The organism is Rhizobium binxianense, from assembly GCF_028994275.1.
In the GTDB taxonomy this organism is placed as follows: domain Bacteria; phylum Pseudomonadota; class Alphaproteobacteria; order Rhizobiales; family Rhizobiaceae; genus Rhizobium; species Rhizobium binxianense.
In genome coordinates this window covers 2,521,610-2,537,699 of record NZ_CP118713.1, presented here as the reverse complement: position 1 = coordinate 2,537,699, position 16,090 = coordinate 2,521,610, and the positions used below count along the sequence as shown (strand labels likewise).

15 protein-coding genes are annotated in these 16,090 nt (G+C 61.9%); 8 read left to right on the top strand and 7 right to left on the bottom strand.

The window, feature by feature from the left end:
* Positions 1-154 precede the first annotated feature (154 nt).
* The gene (locus PO860_RS12650; protein ID WP_273884209.1) at positions 155-1,885 is read left to right on the top strand and encodes a WG repeat-containing protein; all 1,731 of its coding nucleotides are present in this window, start codon (positions 155-157) and stop codon (positions 1,883-1,885) included.
* Positions 1,886-2,121: 236 nt separating this feature from the next.
* Here the strand turns inward: PO860_RS12650 and PO860_RS12645 are convergent, their stop codons facing one another.
* A complete protein-coding gene (locus tag PO860_RS12645; protein WP_183606732.1) occupies positions 2,122-3,030 on the bottom strand; it encodes an SDR family oxidoreductase in 909 nt (302 codons plus the stop codon).
* 123 nt (positions 3,031-3,153) lie between these two features.
* Between PO860_RS12645 and PO860_RS12640 the strand changes: the two genes are divergently transcribed.
* Entirely contained in the window at positions 3,154-3,570 is a 417-nt protein-coding gene (locus PO860_RS12640) for a winged helix-turn-helix transcriptional regulator (protein WP_183606733.1), read from the top strand.
* A gap of 153 nt (positions 3,571-3,723) precedes the next feature.
* Here PO860_RS12640 and PO860_RS12635 read toward each other — a convergent pair whose 3' ends face one another.
* From PO860_RS12635 to PO860_RS12620, 4 genes are all read right to left on the bottom strand, one after another.
* Positions 3,724-4,947, bottom strand: coding sequence for an MFS transporter (locus tag PO860_RS12635; protein WP_272782157.1), 1,224 nt, complete (start codon positions 4,945-4,947; stop codon positions 3,724-3,726).
* Positions 4,948-5,045: 98 nt separating this feature from the next.
* On the bottom strand, positions 5,046-5,669 hold the full coding sequence (locus PO860_RS12630; protein ID WP_183606735.1) for a TetR/AcrR family transcriptional regulator: 624 nt from the start codon (positions 5,667-5,669) through the stop codon (positions 5,046-5,048).
* Positions 5,670-5,741: 72 nt separating this feature from the next.
* On the bottom strand, positions 5,742-6,659 hold the full coding sequence (locus PO860_RS12625; protein ID WP_273884208.1) for a bifunctional helix-turn-helix transcriptional regulator/GNAT family N-acetyltransferase: 918 nt from the start codon (positions 6,657-6,659) through the stop codon (positions 5,742-5,744).
* Positions 6,660-6,890: 231 nt separating this feature from the next.
* The gene (locus PO860_RS12620; RefSeq protein ID WP_183606737.1) at positions 6,891-7,610 is read right to left on the bottom strand and encodes an aspartate/glutamate racemase family protein; all 720 of its coding nucleotides are present in this window, start codon (positions 7,608-7,610) and stop codon (positions 6,891-6,893) included.
* Between the two features lie 156 nt (positions 7,611-7,766).
* Here PO860_RS12620 and PO860_RS12615 point away from each other — a divergent pair, with 156 nt between their 5' ends.
* The 5 genes from PO860_RS12615 (at position 7,767) to PO860_RS12595 (ending at position 13,298) form a co-directional block, all read left to right on the top strand.
* Positions 7,767-8,231, top strand: a complete 465-nt coding sequence (locus PO860_RS12615) for an Lrp/AsnC family transcriptional regulator (RefSeq protein WP_183606738.1) — start codon at positions 7,767-7,769, stop codon at positions 8,229-8,231.
* 26 nt (positions 8,232-8,257) lie between these two features.
* Positions 8,258-8,773: a PH domain-containing protein gene (locus PO860_RS12610; RefSeq protein ID WP_273884207.1), complete on the top strand. Its 516-nt coding sequence runs from the start codon at positions 8,258-8,260 to the stop codon at positions 8,771-8,773.
* 121 nt (positions 8,774-8,894) lie between these two features.
* The gene (locus tag PO860_RS12605; RefSeq protein WP_183606740.1) at positions 8,895-9,440 is read left to right on the top strand and encodes a BA14K family protein; all 546 of its coding nucleotides are present in this window, start codon (positions 8,895-8,897) and stop codon (positions 9,438-9,440) included.
* A 288-nt stretch (positions 9,441-9,728) separates the two neighbouring features.
* Entirely contained in the window at positions 9,729-10,994 is a 1,266-nt protein-coding gene (locus PO860_RS12600; protein ID WP_275031612.1) for an NAD(P)/FAD-dependent oxidoreductase, read from the top strand.
* A gap of 363 nt (positions 10,995-11,357) precedes the next feature.
* Positions 11,358-13,298 carry an elongation factor G gene (locus PO860_RS12595; RefSeq protein WP_273884205.1) on the top strand — a complete coding sequence of 647 codons (1,941 nt, stop codon included), beginning with the start codon at positions 11,358-11,360 and terminating at the stop codon, positions 13,296-13,298.
* Between the two features lie 237 nt (positions 13,299-13,535).
* Here PO860_RS12595 and PO860_RS12590 read toward each other — a convergent pair whose 3' ends face one another.
* Positions 13,536-14,582, bottom strand: coding sequence for an NAD(P)-dependent alcohol dehydrogenase (locus tag PO860_RS12590; protein WP_183606743.1), 1,047 nt, complete (start codon positions 14,580-14,582; stop codon positions 13,536-13,538).
* A gap of 205 nt (positions 14,583-14,787) precedes the next feature.
* Between PO860_RS12590 and PO860_RS12585 the strand changes: the two genes are divergently transcribed.
* The gene (locus PO860_RS12585; RefSeq protein WP_273884204.1) at positions 14,788-15,696 is read left to right on the top strand and encodes an AraC family transcriptional regulator; all 909 of its coding nucleotides are present in this window, start codon (positions 14,788-14,790) and stop codon (positions 15,694-15,696) included.
* Between the two features lie 28 nt (positions 15,697-15,724).
* Here the strand turns inward: PO860_RS12585 and PO860_RS12580 are convergent, their stop codons facing one another.
* Positions 15,725-16,090, bottom strand: coding sequence for a DUF4087 domain-containing protein (locus tag PO860_RS12580; protein ID WP_183606745.1), 366 nt, complete (start codon positions 16,088-16,090; stop codon positions 15,725-15,727).

Sequence of the window (16,090 nt, the reverse complement as noted above, 5' to 3'; positions counted from 1 at the left end):
ATATTTCCAACACACGAGCATCTCCTAGTTCTTTCAACCGAGGGGCGCTAGGGTGAGAGTTATTACTCGTCAATTTATGTTTGTCGCGGCAGCGTGGGCGTGTTTGCTCTGCTCCGTTGGAATTGGCGTCGCCGATCCCCGGCCGGAAAGATGGGTGGAAAGGTGCGGCGGCGTCTACGCTCTTTGCGGCTATATCGACAGAGCGACGTTAGAGCCGCGGATCGATCGCAAGTTCGAAGTTGCGCTTCCTTTCTCGGAGGGGCTGGCCGCCGTGCGTTCCGAGGGGAAATTCGGCTATATCAATTCGAGTGGCGAGATGGTGATCGCGCCTGCGTTCGACCTTGCCCGCCCATTTCGCAAGGGCCACGCCGAAGTGGTGGTCGGTGACAAGGCAGGAATTATCGATAGAACGGGAAAGTTTCTGCTGTCGCCGAACTATGCGCGTGCCATTCCATTCAGTGCCGGGGCGGCGCTCGTTCGTCCCGGCAAGGCGATCGCGTCGGAATCCTATGGCCTTTTACGCTTTACGGCCCGGGAACTTTTTCTCCAAAGAGACAACCCGCACTATCTGCTCATAGATCTGCCTTCGGGGAAGATCCTGAAGGACGAGCTGGCCATTAAAGAATTCGAATTTGGCACTTTCGTCTGGGCGGCTCAACCGGGAGATAAACGATACGGATTGCTTGCTCCCGACGGGACCTGGAAGATCGAACCTCGCTTCGAATCGGTCGGTGAACTCAGTGGAGGAAGAGCAATTGTCTGTTATGGCGGGTCGGACGGACACCAAGGCCGGTCCAGCCAACGTGACCGGGCCGACGCCACCCAATGCGGCGTGATCGGCCGGGACGGTCAAACTATTCTCTCCCCACAGCAATTTTGGATACAGGGCTATCGAAACGGGTTTTACCGTGTGGCCAAAAACCAGAAAATGGGCGTCCTTGACGAGGCGGGACGGTTGCTAGGCGGGCGTCTGTTTGACGATGCGATACTGCCGGATTATTCCGGTGAGGTAGCCAAGATATTGCTCGACGGTCAGTGGATCGGGCTCAACCGCGCCGGGGATCTGGTGCCGAACCCGGAGGACGGGAAGACGCTGGCGGTATGTCCTTCGGGTATCAAACTCATGCACAACGGCGGCCGCATTCAGGTCGTCGGAGCGGACGAAAGGCCGACGGTTCCGTATCTCTTTGACGACACATACTTGACTTGCGAATTCCCCATATCGGTTCGGTACAATGGAAAATGGGGATTTCTGAAGCAGGACGGCAAACTGCTTGTCGATCCACCGTCATTTCAGACCCAATCTGGTTTCATCGATGGCTATGCCGGCGTCAAGGTTGAGGGCAAATGGGGAATACTGGACAGCAACGGTGTGATGGCCCTCGCTCCCCAATTCGATGAGATGCAGTCCGATTCCGGCGCTTATGCGGTATCGAAGGATGGACGGAAATTTTGGATCGACGCATCAGGACGTGAAGTCTCCGAGCCGCGCCGCCTGGAGGATCGACTATCAAAGCTGCGTTGCGGACCGGACGGCGGACAGCGCGTCTCCAGGAATTCGAACGGAACCCTGCTCTGGGGGATTGCGGACGCCGCCGGAAACATCGTCATTGAGCCGAAATATCGGGCCATCAGCTGCTTCCGGGACGGTCTCGCTTGGGTTCCGTTCGACGATAGACGAGAATGGTGTGCGATCGATCGGAATGAGCGGAAACGCGAGAACGTCGCGTGCGTCAAGAACTGGCCTGATGGCAATGTCGCCGACGCACGAACGGAGACAATGTCCGACGATCCCTATGAAAGCGGTGTGCTCTGGATGCGTGCCGAGCTTGAATACGGGCTTGACCTTAGGGAAAAACCGCCTGGCTTCGTTTCGCAATTCTGAAGGGCGCCTCCTGCCTCTTGCGCTATGGAGCCGCGAGGCGATCGCGTCTCGATCAGCAGCGCTGGAAGGAAGAGTCCCGTGCGCCCAAGGACTTGGGCGCACGGGATTCCTGTGCCTGTCACAGGAATCCAGTCACAGCGCGTCGGCGCCGTGAGTGACTCATCTGACGTGATGAGGGATCCAGAATCGGAGTTTGCTGCATCCCCGCGGCAAACGCAGGGATGCGGCATAAAGGCTCAATGGCCTCCGGCATTGCCTGAAGCCGTCAAAGCAGCCTTGTGCTGCACGAAGAAATCCTTCAGCGGCTGCGGCTGTTTGCCGGTCAGCTTGGTGAAGTCTTCGGTGACGATGTCGAATTTGCCGGCGCGGGTGTTGGCGTCGGCCGAAACCAGCATGTCGGCGACGAAGCCGGGGAGGCCGGCGCCGCGGATGCCCTGGCCGAGCTGCTCGTCATTGACGTCGACCACGTCGAGCGGCCTGCCGGCGACATCCGAGACGATGGCGGCGATCTGCCGGTTGGTCAGCAGCTCGGCGCCGGTCAGCGTATAGGTGGCGCTGTCGGAGATGCCGGAGGCAAGGGCGGCTGCGATCGCCAGCGCGCAGTCGTCGCGCGAAATGGTCGAGATCTTGCCGTCGCCCGTGGCGCTGTACCATTTGCCGCCCTGGAGATTGTGCGGCATGCCGTGCAGGTAATTGTCGTGGTACCAGGCGTCACGGATGATCGTATAGGCGATGCCGCTCGCCTTGATGGCGTCTTCGCTGCCGAGGTGGTCGGGTGCGAAGGTGACGAGCGAATCGTCGGGCGCCGGCATCGAGGTATAGGCGATGTGCTTGACGCCCGCCTTGGCGGCGGCAGCGACGGCGGCCTTGTGCTGGGTGAGGCGTTTGCCGGGAGTATCGAGCGCATCGGTGCTGATGATCAGCAGCCGGTCGACGCCGGCGAAAGCCTTCTCCAGCCCGGCCGCGTCATCGAAATCGGCCTTGCGGGTGACGACACCCTTATTCGCGAGCTCGGCGAGCTTTTCCGGGCTGCGCGTTGCCGCGACGATGTTGCCGGGGGCAACATTATAGGTCTCGATCAGGTGATGGATGACACGCTGGCCGAGCTGTCCGGCCGCGCCGGTCACCAGGATGGTTTCGCTCATACGTCGTTTCCTTCTGCGTTCTGATGGTGGTCTCAAAAAGAGAGTAACACTAGAATAGGAATTGACTTCACGGTGTAAAGGAGGCAGTTTTTTGGCTGTACGTTACCAAAAGGGAACCAGCAGATGAGCGGCGCAGTCGTCAGTCTGAAGAACAGGACGCCGGGGATGCGGCGTGAGATCGATCTCGCCGATCTCGATTTTTCCAATTGCCCGGTCCGGGACATGATGCAGCAGATCGGCGGCAAATGGTCGACACTGCTGCTCGAAGTGCTGGCGGCCGAGCCCCGCCGCTTTGGCGAGCTGCGGCGCATGCTTCCCGATATTTCGCAGCGCATGCTGACGCAGACGCTGCGCGACCTCCAGAGGGACGGTTATGTCAATCGCGAAGTCTTCCCGACCAAGCCGCCGAGCGTCGAATATTCGATGACCGATCTCGGCCGCTCGCTCTACCAGCCGCTGTCGCAGCTTCTGAACTGGGCGGAAGCGAACCATGAGGCGGTTCGCGCCGCCCGTTCGCGTTTCGATTCCGCCGACAGCTAGCCGTCATTCCGTCGGTCGCGTAAACAGCGCGCGGAACAATTCTTCCGATCCCCGTAAACCTTTGTCGCTGTGGACGACGGCGGTGAGCGGGTGCGCGCGTGCTCACCGTATGTGCGAATTTGTAAACCGGCATTGGGGTTTTTGTATCGGGTCTCAGATTTTACCTTCCTGTCTGCCGCGTCCTTCCGTCAGGAATAAGAGGAAGGCCAGCGCGGGGAAGCAGAAGCCGATCCAGGCCGCCATCGTCCAGCCGCCGGTCGCATAGGCCCAGCCGCCGAGCGCCGAGCCGAGCGCGCCGCCGGCAAAGAAGGTGGCCATGAAAAGGCCGTTCAGCCGGCTGCGGTGTTCCGGGTTCAGGCCATAGATGGCGCGCTGGCCGCAGACGAGATTGGTCGTGACCCCGAAATCGAGCATGATTGCCGCTACCGTCAGAAGGATCAGGGCGATGAGCGAGCCGTCGCCGGCGAAATGACCGATCAGGAAGGAGGCCATGCCGAGCAGCATGGCAATCGTCGAGGCGATCTTCGTCATGCCGCGGTCGGCGAGCCGGCCGGCGATCGGCGAAGCGACGGCGCCGGCGGCACCGGCAAGCGCGAAGAGGGCGATGCCGTTCTGCGTCAGGCCGAAAGCCGGGCTTGCGAGCAGCAGCGGCGTCGTCGTCCAAAACAGGCTGAAGGCACCGAACATGCCGGCCTGATAAAGTGCCCGGCGCTGCAGCACGCGTGAGGTCAGCGCCAGGTGGCCCATGGAAGCGAGCAGCTCGCCGTAGCGCAGCTTTGTCTTCGGCCGGCGGACCGGCAGGTTGGCGCGCAGGACGACGGCGAGCACGATCATCAGCGCTGCGGTGATGTAATAGACCGTATGCCAGGAGGACGCCTCGGCGACGAAGCTTGCGAAGGGGCGGGCGAGCATGATGCCGCAGAGCAGGCCGCTCATGACATTGCCGACGACTTGGCCGCGTGTTGCATCGGGCGCCATGTTGGCGGCGAAGGGAACCAATACCTGAACTGCGACCGAGGAGAGGCCAATGCAGAGCGAGGCGACGAGGAAGGCCGTGGGTGTCGAAGAGAGCGCTGCGCCGATCAGGGCAAGGGCGGAGACTGATATCAGCAGCAATACCAGACGGCGGCTCTCCGTGAGGTCGCCGAGCGGCACGATCAGCAGCAGGCCGAGGCCGTAGCCGATCTGCGTCAGCGTGACGATCAGGCCGGTTGCGGCGGGCGTGAAGCCGAGATCGGCGCTGATCAAGCCGGCGAGAGGCTGGCCGTAATAGAGATTGGCGGCCACCAGCCCGCAGGCGGCGGCGAAAAGGAAGGTGAGCCAGGGAGATAGCGCCCGTGGAATGGCCTTGTCCGGCGTGGTGGCTGAAATGCTCATCAGAAACTCCGGTATGATTGAAAAATTAGTCACAAATCGTTCTGCCGCCGACCACCCGTTTCCCGCGGGGAAATGCACGGCATTTCCCCGCGGGAATATCATGTCACCAGCTTCATCGCGGCTTCGGCAGCCGTCGCCATCTGCTCGCCGCTGCGTCCCGTCTTGCCGATGACGCGCATGCCCTTGGTCAGGCAGAGAAGGGCAAGCGCTACCGCCGACACATCGAGATCCGCCGAAATCGAGCCGTCGGACTGGCCGAGGCGGATGAGGTCGGCGAGAAGCGTCTCGTCGGCCGTAAAGGCGGCAGCGACGCGCGCGGCCGCCTCTTCGTCGAAGAGCGCGAGATCGCCGGCGCTGCCGACAACGAGGCAGCCCTGCCGGCCGATCTGCCCGTGCGAGGAGGAGGCAAAGAAGGTGATCAGCGCATTGAGCTTGTCTCGGCCGGTCTCGACGCCGGCGAGCCTGGCGTCGAGCAAGCCGCGGCGTACCGCGCGGTAGCGATCGAAGACGGCAAGAAAAATGCCGCGCTTGTCACCGAAGGCCTTGTAGACGCTGCCGGCAGCAAGCCCCATAGCTTCAGTGAGTTCGCTGATCGAGGCGGCGTTGTAGCCGCGCTCGGAAAAGACGCGGAGGGCCGCGTCGAGGGCGGCGTCCGCATCGAATTCCCTCGGACGGCCACGGCCCCGGGTCTTCTCTTGACGGTCGAGGGTTGTTGCATTCATGTCCGCCTAATTAGGAAATGATCGTTTCCAAATCAAGCGAAATTTTGCGACGCAGCAAACCAGAGAGTGAGCTCACAAGGTAAGAGCCCAGTTTTGACCGTTGGCCTCCGGACCGAACATTCGATGTCTCCCCTCGGAGACAAGGCGGAATCCTGTTTTGACGTAGATGGCGCGGGCGGTCTCCAGCATGTCGTTCGTCCAGAGCTGGATCTCACTATAGCCCTTCTGACGGCAAAAGCGGATGCATTCGCCGACCAGCAGCTTGCCGAGCCCGAGACCGCGGGCTGATCTGTCGACATAAAGCAGCCGCAGCTTGGCGATGCCGTCGCCGCCATTGGTGATGAGGACCGAGCCGATATTGACCCCGCGGCGTTCGGCGATCCAGCAATATTCCAGGGCAGGATCGAAGTTGGCGAGGAATTTTCCGGCGACCTCGGCGACCAGTGCCTCGAAGCGCAGATCCCAGCCATATTCCTCGGCATAGAAGCGGCCCTGGCTCTGAACGATCCAGCCGATATCACCGGCGCGGTGGGCACGGATGATGGCGGGCGCCGGCTTTGCCGCCGGGTCGAGCAGGGCGCGGATCGTGCCCATAGCGCGGACCGCCGCCTCCGGCTCGCCGGCCGCCAGATCATCGAAACGGGCGGCGATCTGCGCGTTGGCGCGCCGGCCGAGTTCCTCGAATTTCTCTCGTCCCTGGTCGGTGACAATGATGACCTTGCTGCGCAGATCGGCCGGATCGGGACTGGTCTCGATCAGTCCCTCGGCGCGAAAGCGCTTGAGGATGCGACTGAGATAGGCCGGGTCGAGATGAAGGTCGCGGAAAAGGCTCACGGCGCTGATGCCATGATGCGAGCCGATCTCGAAGAGGACGCGGGCATCGGTCAGCGTGAAGGGCGAGTCGAGATAGGCCTTGTTCAGAAGGCCGAGGAAGTTCGTATAGAAGCGGTTGAAATCGCGGGCGGTTTCGATGAGGGCGATGTCGGACATGATGATCTCCAAGGGGAGATCCCTGTCGGTTTGTTGACAAACCCCGCCCTTTGCTCCGCGTCATCCTCGGCCTTGTGCCGAGGATCTGCTGCGCCTGATGCAGATGCTCGGAACAAGCCCGAGCATGACGAAAGAGAAGTTGGCCGCTTTGTCAGTAGGCCGACAAGGATCTTCAGATAGAGACTATGTCGTGTATTTAGTGGACTGAGTCAAATAAATTGTCGGTGCGTATCAGGCCGCTTCCTCTTTCGCCACTTCTTCGGCGCCGAGCGCGAAATCGACCGCCGCGCGCGCATGGATCGCAGTCGTATCGAAGCCCGGCAGCGGCAGGCGGTCGGGATCGAGGATCATGCAGATCTCGGTGCAGCCGAGGATGATGCTGTCGGCGCCGCGATCCACTGCGCGGTCGATGATATCGATCAGCTTTTCGCGCGAGCTGTTGTGCACTCTGCCGGCGCAGAGCTCGTTGAAGATGATGTCGTGCACGGTGGTGCGGTCGGCTGCATCAGGCACCATGATGTCGAGACCGAGGCTCTTCATGCGTTCGGCGTAGAAGCCGTGCTCCATGGTGTAGCGGGTGGCAAGCAGCAGCGGGCGCTTGCTGCCGGCGGCATGCAGCGATTTCGCCGTCTCGTCGATGATATGGATCAGCGGCACGGAAATCCCAGCTGCGACCTCATCGGCGATCAGGTGCATGGTGTTGGTGCAGATCAGGACGCAGCTGGCGCCACCAGCCTCGAGGCGCTTGGCCACGTCGCGGAGGCGGCGCCCGGCCCCATCCCAATCACCCGCCCTCTGAAGAGCGACGATCTCCTCGAAATTGACCGAATGCAGAATGAGCTCCGCTGAGGCGAGGCCGCCCTTGCGGACGCGCACCATCTCGTTGACGAGGCGGTAATAGACCGCCGAACTTTCGAAACTCATGCCGCCGATCAGACCGATCGTTTCCATCTCTTCATGCTCCTCATGCTTCGAGTTTCGAAAATCATGCCGCAAGGGCGGCGCGGCGTGTTTGCATTGTTTGTCCTGTTCGTCGAACGTGTGCTATTATTTTGCGCGATTTGGAGTAATCGCGCAAATCAGGGGCGGAAGGTTCATTTCTCACACATGCTTGATGATCGCGACAGACGCATTCTCGACATGCTGCAGAAGGATGCAGGCATATCCGTGACCGACCTTGCGGAACGCGTGGCGCTTTCGGTGTCGGCCTGCTCACGGCGCATTCAGCGGCTCGAAGAAAGCGGCCATATCGCCCGGCGCATCTTCGTGCTCGACCGGGAGAAAATGGGCGTGCCGACGACGGTCTTCGCTCTCGTCAAGACCGCGCACCATTCCGACGAATGGACGGAAAGCTTCCGCAGGATCATCAGCGATATTCCCGAGATCGTCGAGGCGCACCGGTTGACTGGCAACCACGATTACATCCTGAAGATCGTGCTGCCGCGCGTCGAGCATTACGACGTGATCTATAAAGGGATCGTGCGCAAGCTCGAGCTCTTCGACGTCTCGGCGTCGATCTCGATGGAAGAATTGAAACATGGAATGGCGATACCCGTGGGTTACGCCCGGTAAAATGTCATTTGAAGGGGCATGATAGTATGAGCGATAGCGATATTCGTTGGTCAGGGCGTCCCGGACAAGGATTTCTTTTGACATCGCGGGATTTCCTCCTCGTTCCGTTCTCGCTTCTCTGGGGCGGCTTTGCGATCTTCTGGGAAATTACCGCCATCAGCACGGAAACGCCGGTTTTCACAAAATTATGGGGTATTCCATTCGTGCTCATAGGCCTTTACATAATGGCCGGACGTTTTTTCGTCGATGCCGCTGCGCGGGCGCGGACGGAATATGTGCTGACCAACAGACGCGTGATCACTCGCAGAAGCGGACTCTTTCGACATTTGTCCACCAACCAGCTCGAACTCCTGCCGTCGATCAGTCTTGAAGAAGGCAGCCGCGGCAGGGGTACGATCAAGTTCGGCGAGCCGTCCAATAGGAGGATGAGCGGCTGGACGCCAAGTCTGGCCAACGAACCTCAGCTTCTGGGGATCGAGGATGCGCGACACGTTTACGGCCTCCTGGAAACAGCACGGTCGGATTGCACTAGGAGCCGATAATTTTCAGCGCCATTGATAGGGATTAATTTGTCTCTATACGGAACGTTTTTTGACATATTACGTTCACCTTTGGTTCAGGAGGGGGTAAGATATTTCCCCCACTTGGAGGAGGAGAACAGTCATGAGAAAGCTAACCGTCGCCGCGTTGTGCTTGATCATAGGTGCCCCCGGCATCACGCCGGCTCAAGCGTTTCCGGCCATCAACCCACCCAGGATCGAAGCACCGCAGCCAATAGAGCAAGTGCAATGGCGTGGCCATGGCGGCCACTGGGGTGGCGGCCATGGCGGCCACTGGGGTGGCGGCCATTACCGAGGCGGGCATTACGGCCATCATCACGGAGGATCTGGTTGGGGCTGGGCCTTGGGCGGTCTGGCCGTCGGCACCATCATTGGCGGCGCATTGGCACAACCCTATTACGGCTCGTATTACGGTTCACCCTACGGCTACGGCTCGCCCTACGGCTATTATGGTTCGCCGTATCGCTATTATGGCTCGCCCTACCGCTATTATGGCCGGCCCTATCGCGCCTATGCGTCGTCTGCCTATTATGGAGGGGGGAGCAGCCACGAGAGGTGGTGCTATGCGCGTTATCGGTCGTACAGGGCGTTCGACAATACGTTCCAGCCCTATTACGGACCCCGTCGCCAGTGCGTCGGTCCCTATTGATTTGGCACGTTACGCATATGTCGCTGTGAACTGATCGCCGGCCGGCGACCGTCTTGCGACCGTTCGAATGGCATGCCTGTCACATCCCGACCGAGGCTCGGTCGGGGGAGGTATAACTCTGCCTGACTTCCGCTCCCCACCCTTCGCTGCGCTGGATTGCAGCAATAGCTGATGATCTCGGCGCCCTCGACTGCGATCGGCGCAGGGGAGACATGCCGAAACGGCGGTTGCAACCATTGCGCCGAAGGCCACATTGGCTTTGAGCAAAATGGCGCAAAGGGGTATGTCATGACCGACCATCATGTCGTCGTTGTCGGCGGCGGTTTCGGCGGGCTGCAGCTCGTCAACGGGTTGAAGGGCGCAGGCGCGAAGATCACGCTCGTCGACCGGCGCAATCATCATCTCTTCCAGCCGCTGCTCTATCAGGTGGCGACGACCATTCTTTCCACCTCGGAGATCGCCTGGCCGATCCGCCGCCTCTATGCCGATCGGCCTGATGTGACGGTGCTGCTCGGCGAGGTCACGGGCGTCGACAGCGGCGCGAAGACGGTTTCCTTACGCAACGGCATGACTCTTGGTTACGATACGCTGGTGCTAGCGACCGGGGCGACGCACGCCTATTTCGGACATGACGAATGGGAGCCGGTGGCGCCGGGCCTGAAGACGCTGGAGGACGCGACGACGATCCGCCGGCGCGTGCTGCTCGCCTTCGAAAGGGCGGAGATGGAGAGCGATCCCGCCGTTCGCGATGCGCTCCTGACCTTCACCATCGTCGGCGCCGGGCCGACCGGCGTTGAGCTTGCCGGCATCATCGCCGAGCTTGCGCATTTCACGCTGCCCAAGGAATTCCGCAACATCGACACGCGCAAGACCCGCGTCGTACTGGCCGAGGCCGGCCCGCGCGTGCTGCCGACCTTCGCCGAGGAACTTTCGGCTTATGCGCAGAAGGCGCTGGAGAAACTCGGGGTCGAAATCCATCTCGGCAAACCGGTGACGGACTGCAATGCGGACGGCGTGAAGATCGGCGAAACCTTCGTTGCCAGCCGGACGATCGTCTGGGCCGCCGGCGTCACTGCCTCGCCCGCGGCGCGCTGGCTTGGCGTGCCGGCCGACCGCGCAGGGCGCGTCGTCGTCGAAAAGGATTTGAGCGCGCCCGGCCTGCCCGATGTCTTCGTCATCGGCGACACCGCATCGGTCATGCGCGAGGACGGCAAGCCGGTGCCGGGCATCGCACCGGCAGCCAAGCAACAGGGCGGCCACGTCGCCAAGGTCATCCACGCCCGCCTGTCCGGCAAGCCAGCGCCCGCACCCTTCCGCTACCGGCACCAAGGGAGCCTCGCGACGATCGGCCAGAGTGCCGCGATCATCGATTTCGGCCGGATCAAGCTGAAGGGGTGGATCGCCTGGTGGATCTGGGGCCTTGCCCATATTTACTTCCTCATCGGCACTCGCTCCCGTTTCTCCGTCGCCTGGAGCTGGCTGTGGATCTATCTGAGCGGCCAGCATAGCGCCCGGCTGATCACCCAGCGGGAGACGATGCGGGACGAGGGGTAGATGCTACGGTGCGCACGGCGATCCTGCCGCCTTGTAAGCGCGTGCCGGGAATGCGATGTATCTCCGGGGCTCCGGTATGCAGCACGCACGCAACCACCCGCCCTCGTGGTTCGAGGCGGCCCTGCGGGCCTCCTCACCATGAGGGCTGATCGTTGTGCCCTGGGGCGCACACGCTGACGACCGGAGCTCGGAGTAGGGACGCCTACGCTTGACACCTCTTCCCACATCGCCTTAGCATCCCGCCCGCGTCTCCCAACCACCACCGCGGGTTACGCATCCAGCCGTATCAACGGATAGGGGTTCCAATGCGCCGATTCACTTCTCACGAAAATCACATCCGAAATTCTGAGAAGTTGGTGGTTCATGCGCACTTTGAATCTGGGCATCCTCGCCCATGTGGATGCAGGCAAGACTAGCCTTACCGAAAGACTGCTTTTTAACGCCGGCGTCATCGACAAGCTCGGCAGCGTCGATAGCGGCAATACACAGACGGACACGCTCGAACTCGAACGGCAACGCGGCATCACGATCAGGGCCGCGGTGGTGTCCTTTGCCATCGGCGACAGGATCGTCAATCTCATCGACACGCCCGGTCATCCGGATTTCATCGCCGAAGTCGAGCGGGTGCTGGGATTGCTGGACGCCGCCGTCGTCGTCGTGTCGGCGGTCGAAGGCGTGCAGGCCCAGACGCGCGTGTTGGTACGGGCGCTGCGGCGGCTCGGCGTTCCCTTCGTCTTCTTCGTCAACAAGGTCGATCGTCCCGGGGCGCGGTATCCGGAGGTGCTGGCGGCGCTTGCCGCCCAATTGCCGGTTCGTCCCATAGCCATGTCGTCCGTCATCGATGCCGGCAGCAAGCTTGTCCGGGTGGAGGCGCTCCGTCCGGAATGCGAGCCGCTTTTTTCGGCGCTCTGTGAGGCGCTCGGGGAAAACGACGAGGCGTTGCTCGACGACTACGTGCTCGCGCCTGATCGGCTCACCGCGGGAAGGCTCCGACGCTGCCTCGCCGATCAAATGGCAAGCGGCGTGGTACATCCCGTCTTCGCAGGAGCGGCCATGACCGGTGCCGGCGTGCCTGAGCTGACCGCGGCCATCGCGACGCTATTGCCTGAACGGCGGCTCGACCCGGACGGGCCGATTGCCGGAAAAATCTTCAAGATCGAGCGCGGCTGGGGCGGGGAAAAGCTATGCTATCTTTCCCTGACATCGGGCACGGTGCGGCTCCGGCAGTATCTGGATCTGCCGAAGGGCCCGGAAAGAATAACCGCGATCCAGATCTTCGAGGCCGGCCGCCGTCATGGGGCCGAGAGCCTGCGCGCCGGGCAGATCGCGTGCGTCAGCGGCCTCGCCGGCGCCCGTATCGGCGACGCGGTGGGCGGAGATCCCGCAGGCGAGCGGCCTCACTTCGCGCCGCCGACGCTCGAAACCCGCGTCCTTGCCCGGCGGCCTTCCGACAAGTCGGCGCTCTGGCTGGCGCTGAACCAGATGGCCGAACAGGATCCCCTGATCAATCTGCGCCGCAACGAGAATGCGGACGAGGTCTTCGTGTCGCTCTATGGCGAGGTGCAGAAGGAGGTTATCCAATCGACCCTGCTGACCGATTTCGGCCTTGAGGCAGGCTTCGAGGAAAGCACGGTCATCCTGGTAGAGAGGCTTGTGGCAGCTGGAACCGGCTTGCAGGTTCTCTTCAAGGAGCCCAATCCCTTTCTCGCGACCATCGGCCTGCGCGTCGAACCGCGTCCTCACGGAGCGGGCAACAGCTTCGCGCTCGAAGTGGATGTCGGCCAGATGCCCGTCGCCTTCTATCGAGCGGTCGAGGAAACCGTGTTCGAAACGCTGAAGCAGGGGATTTTCGGCTGGCAGGTCATCGATTGCCACGTGGCGATGACGGCGGCCCGCCACAGTTCACCCGCAAGCACCGCCGCCGATTTTCGGCAGCTGACGCCATGGGTGCTGGCAACGGCGCTATCGGCTGCGGGGACCGTCCTCTGTGAGCCGATCGACCGCTTTCATCTCGAAACGCCGGCGGAAGGTTTGAGTGGCGTGGTCACCTTGCTTGCAAAATCCGCAGCTACGATGACGGATTCGGTGATTGCCGATGGAGTCGCCCGGCTCGAAGGAACCATGGCGTCTCAGATGGTCCGCGGCGCCCAGCAGCAATTGCCGGGCCTGACGAGCGGGGCGGGGACGATGGAAACCTCCTTCGATCACTACGCCCCGATCGCCGGCCCGCCGCGCTTGCGTGGGCGCTCCAGCCCCGATCCGTTCAATGCGGAATATCTGCTGCGCCTGCGGGGGAGTGGTTGAGGTGTCTTGCGAAACGGCTGCGCCTCCTGAGGCTCAAGAGAGCCTCATGTTGGCGTATCCAGGCCGGAGGCCGGAGCCTCGAAGCACGGGGCGGACGCTCCGACGTGGCGGGCGGGAGCGGCGTTCGCGGGGGATGCTTCGAGGCTCCGCTCTATCGGGCGGCGCACCTCAGCATGAGGACGTATGGAAAATGCCGGTATCAAAAAAGCGGCCCCCGAGGGAGCCGCCCGTCGTTGCTCAGGCTGCTAGTGAGGCGATGTCGATGACGAAACGGTAGCGGACGTCGCTTTTCAGGACGCGTTCATAGGCTTCGTTGACCTGCTGGATGTTGATCTTCTCAATCTCGGAGACAATGTTGTGCTTGCCGCAGAAATCCAGCATTTCCTGCGTTTCCTTGATCGAGCCGATCATCGAGCCGGAGATGCTCTTGCGGCCGGGGATAATCGAGAAGGCATGAACCGGGATCGGGTTCTCCGGCGCGCCGACGACCACGAAGGAGCCATCCACCTTCAGCAGGCCGAGATAGGCGTTCCAGTCGATCTCGGCGCTGACGGTGCAGATGATCAGGTCGAAGGTGCCGGCGAGCTTCTTGAAGGTTTCCGGATCGTTGGTGGCGTAATATTCCTTGGCGCCGAGCTTCAGCCCGTCTTCCTTCTTGGAAAGGCTCTGGGAGAGAACGGTGATGTCGGCGCCCATGGCGGAACCAAGCTTGACGCCCATGTGGCCGAGGCCGCCCATGCCGACGATCGCAACTTTCTTGCCGGGGCCGGCATTCCAGTGGCGCAGCGGCGAATAGAGCGTGATGCCGGCGCAGAGCAGCGGCGCGGAGGCGTCGAGCGGAAGATTGTCCGGGATGGACATGACATAGCCTTCCCTGACGACGATCGAGTCGGAATAGCCGCCCTGAGTGCGTGTCTTGCCGTCGGCTTCGAAGTCATTGTAGGTGCCGCTGAGCCCCGGCATGTACTGTTCGCGATCGAGGTCGCGCTCGGCGCAGCCGATGCAGGAATCGACAAAGCAGCCGACGCCGACGCGGTCGCCGACCTTGAACTTGGTCACGGCGGAACCGACGGCCGAGACGATGCCGGCGATCTCATGGCCCGGCACGATCGGATAGACGGCGTTCTTCCATTCGTTGCGGACGGTGTGGATGTCGGAATGGCAGATGCCGGCGAACTTGATGTCGATGACGACATCATCGGGGTTCGGGTTGCGGCGTTCGAAGGTGAAAGGGGTCAGCGGCTTGGAAGCGTCGGTTGCGGCGTAGCCTCTTGCAATAGGCATAGGAACCTTCCTTTTCGTTTTCGGGAGGGGGTTGAACGGGATGGCGGACTATTGCCCGGAACTGCGTGAGTGGGTTAGAGCGATCCTCTCAGCTTTTTGCACGATCCTGCAAAAGTGAGGCGCCGGCCTGTTTGCGAAATGGCGAAGGCACTCTAGATAGAGGCGGTATCACCGGCGTCAGCCAGTTGACAGAAAGAGTTGCCGCATGACCTTGCCTTTCAGCCCCTATCAGGAAATCGTCGACATCGCGCTGCGCTTTGCGCCTGGGGACGGCGAGTTCTCGACTGCTATCGGCAATCTTCACGTCAGCCGTCGGTCCAAGCCGAGCGATCCGCTGCACAGCAGCTACCGGCCCTGTTTTGCCTTTGTGCTGCAGGGGGCCAAGAGCCTGCGCCTCGGCACCGAACTTATCAGCTACGGCACCGGGGACTATCTGCTGACCTCGCTCGACTTGCCGGTCGCCTGGCAAGTCACCGAGGCAAGCCCTGAAGTGCCGCACATTTGCCTGGGACTGGCAATCGATTCCGAAAAGCTGCTGGAGCTTTTGAGTCGCATCGATATTCCGCGCCCGGCCGCCCATACCGATGGGCAGCGCGGGATGGTGGTGAACGTCGCGCCGCCGGAGCTGCTGGATGCGGCCGTCCGTCTGTTGCGCTTGCTCGATCGTCCGGGCGACATTCCTGCCATGGCGCCGCTAATCGAGCAGGAAATCCTCTACCGGGTGCTGACCGGGCCGGATGGCGCGCGGCTGATCAACATTGCCACGGCAGACAGCCACAGCAACAGGGTCGCCCGCGCGGTGGCATGGCTGAAGGAGAACTTCGCGCGGCCGCTGCGGATCGAGGATCTTGCCGACCGCGTCAGCATGAGCGTGTCGTCCTTCCATCATCACTTCAAGTCGGTTACGGCGATGACGCCCGTGCAATATCAGAAGCAGCTTCGCCTGCACGAGGCACGCCGTCTGATGCTCGTCGAGCGCCTCGATGCCGGCACCGCCGGCCACCGTGTCGGTTATCAAAGCCCGTCGCAGTTCAGCCGCGAATACAGCCGCCTCTACGGCGCCTCGCCGGCGCGCGATGTCGACGGGGCGCGTGAGGTCATGGCGGCGGAATAAGCCGGGCGCCGCGCGTTTGACGGGACACTCAGCCGGGGAATTTCAGCGCCTTGTCGGCACGGCATTGGGCGAGTTTTAGCTGGCGGAAGGAGAGGATTTTGGTGATGCGCTCGTTCCCATCCGTCTCCACGCTCATGCAGGCACAGGCATAGCCGTAATTGCCGTTGGTTTTGACGTAATCGTGCTCGGAGATGTCGGGGATCAGTTCCATGCCTTCGACCGCGTCGGCATCGTCGCCCTGGGTCATGATCGTCCAGGTGTTCTCCGCATCCTCCAGCCACCAGTTGGCGGGCGTCGGATTCTCGATCCAGCCGCAACGGGTCTCGGCGGCCTGCGCATTTGCCACGATGGCAAGGGCCGCGGTCACGACCGCCACGGCTATCTGATATTTCAT